At 58.2% G+C, this 1,557-nt stretch carries 2 protein-coding genes; both read right to left on the bottom strand.

The features are described from left to right. Window positions 1–94: 94 nt before the first annotated feature. Window positions 95–1,081 (bottom strand): TniQ family protein, encoded by a 987-nt coding sequence (locus OO25_RS23510; RefSeq protein WP_082035395.1) that lies wholly within the window; start codon window positions 1,079–1,081, stop codon window positions 95–97. Continuing rightward, window positions 1,027–1,557 (bottom strand): TniB family NTP-binding protein (locus tag OO25_RS23315; RefSeq protein WP_040182886.1); only part of this gene is annotated, 531 nt, incomplete at its 5' end. The genes OO25_RS23510 and OO25_RS23315, both read right to left, overlap by 55 nt.

Here is a 1,557-nt window from a genome sequence, read left to right as displayed (position 1 = left end):
TGTCACTGTACCCTAATTAATCAGAATCTACGGATTGGACGCCTTTTCGGCGGTTTTTGTACCCTTAATTGCAATATATCCACAGAGACCCGCGTCAGTGGCTGATGCACCTTTGGCGCTTCCAGATTGCATCGGCTCGAGCCAAGAGCACTTGACGGTCTGCATCGGGTCCAAGCTCAGTGATGGCCTGGCGGGCTGCCCGCAAGGCACCTTCGGACGCAACTGGTCGGTCCGCTCTTTTCGCTTCTTGCTTTGGCGCAGGCTCTGCTTTCTGTTGGCGCGGAAGACGCCTCTCGAGGTCCTGCGACTGCTTGCGCACCTTTTCGATCAACCGCCTGTGCTGAGGAAAGGCGCGGCGAAGTTCCCAAAACGCTCTGTCGTTTCCGCACATTAAGATTGCTGCGCCCAAGAACGGACGGGTTGTGCACACATCGACTGCTGCGAGTGCCTCTGATCTTTGCAACTGGCACAGAGATGCGAACGAAGCGGGATATTCCAAACCGACTATTTTCAGAACATCGAAAGTGCGGCTGATCCGGCGCATGCGTCTGAGATTTTTAGCATGCACCGCGGCCTTCAGCACTGCCGCGCCGCTAGCAGCGCGGACACGTAGTCTGTCGGACAGATCATCGGCCGGATACTTCGCTACAAGGGGTCGACCACAGTTTTCGCAGGTGAGCGACCATGAGAAACGCCAGTGACGCAAGACCAGATCTATGGTTTGGCTCGCGCAGTTTGCACAGCGCTGGAAGTCATCGCTCGATACGCATTGAACGGGAAGATGCGACGTGTCTGGAAGCGTCATGGCCTCAATCTCGTCCCTGGTCTGCTGAACCCCCAGACATAGACGAGCCCAGTTCACCTGGCCGAGATCATTCTTACGCTCCGGCACCCTGCCCTGCCCCAATCCGAGATAGCCACAGAGGTCTTCGACGGAGCAATGATTGGCCCGTGCCAGCCGCCTGACCCAACTCGAGAGGAGCTCGTCTGGTACCCGCGGTGGACGGCGTGGCAAGGGTTTGAGGATCACCCGAACTCGGCCATAGGCTGACGCGGTATGGTCCAGGCGTGCTTGGCCCATACTGGCTGCCAGGACTGAACCGCCTCGTCAGTAATCCGCTCTTCACCTGTCTCGATCGCCTCGATGGCCAAGGACTTGATCATGATGAACACACGCGAGGTGACACCGCCGGTCACTTTCAGGATCGTCCGAAGCGACGCCACCGTCAGGCCTGAACGTTGCTCGAGCGCCATCGCGGCGATCAAAGTCTGGATCAGGCGAGAGAACTCCACATCGTCTTCCCAGAGCGGCAGGTAGTGTTCGTCCAGCCGGCGGGCCAGTTGGTCATCGCCGCGGACGGCCTCAAGGGCTTCGTTGACACCGAAGACGACAAGCGAGGCGCAGAGATCGTTAGCGAGGAACCGCAGCATGTTCAGGAACCGGCGTTGCTCACGGTAGCTACCAGCAAGCAGATTATGCACTTCATCGATCATCAGCATCCTAAGATCCATGTCCCGAAGATGACCTAGCGCACGCACCTCAAGCTCCGACACGGT

The sequence above is a fragment of the Phaeobacter sp. S60 genome (assembly GCF_000826845.1).
GTDB classification, from domain to species: Bacteria; Pseudomonadota; Alphaproteobacteria; order Rhodobacterales; family Rhodobacteraceae; genus Phaeobacter; species Phaeobacter piscinae.
This window is presented reverse-complemented; position numbering and strand designations above follow the sequence as displayed.

What these genes read in the sequence shown, in the direction of transcription:
- OO25_RS23510 (WP_082035395.1), bottom strand. Translation starts at nt 1,081, where the DNA reads ATGGGCCAAGCACGCCTGGACCATACCGCGTCAGCCTATGGCCGAGTT.